The organism is Streptomyces sp. NRRL F-6492, from assembly GCF_001280125.1.
Classification (GTDB): Bacteria; Actinomycetota; Actinomycetes; order Streptomycetales; family Streptomycetaceae; genus Streptomyces.
The window spans coordinates 1-481 of record NZ_LGEG01000132.1 but is presented as its reverse complement, the minus strand read 5'-3'; the positions used below and the strand labels follow the sequence as shown (position 1 = coordinate 481).

1 pseudogene is annotated in these 481 nt (G+C 71.1%); it reads right to left on the bottom strand.

Annotated elements, in window-relative coordinates:
• Positions 1 to 481: pseudogene (gene carB / locus ADL08_RS12480) on the bottom strand (carbamoyl phosphate synthase large subunit); the annotation flags it as partial.

Genomic DNA, 481 nt, shown 5'->3' with positions numbered 1-481 from the left:
GTGCTCCATCACACCACCGAGATACAGCTCCTGACCGTCGTAGAGCGCGTCCACGTCGATCTCGATCGCGTCGTCCAGGAACCGGTCGACCAGCACCGGGTGTTCGGCCATCAGCCCGGCGTGCTGTCGCAGATAGGTGGCCAGCGACGGCTCGTCGTACACGATCTGCATGCCGCGCCCGCCGAGCACGTACGACGGGCGGACCATCACCGGATAGCCGATCTCTCCGGCGATCCGCGCGGCCTCCCCGAAGGAGAACGCGGTGCCGTACTGGGGGGCCGGCAGCCCGGCCTCGGCCAGGACCCGGCCGAAGGCGCCGCGGTCCTCGGCGGCGTGGATGGCCTCCGGAGAAGTACCCAGGACGGGAACGCCGTTGTCCTTGAGCGCCTGCGCCAGGCCGAGAGGGGTCTGGCCGCCGAGCTGCACGACGACGCCCGCGACCGGCCCGGCGAGGGTCTCGGCGTGGACGATCTCCAGCACG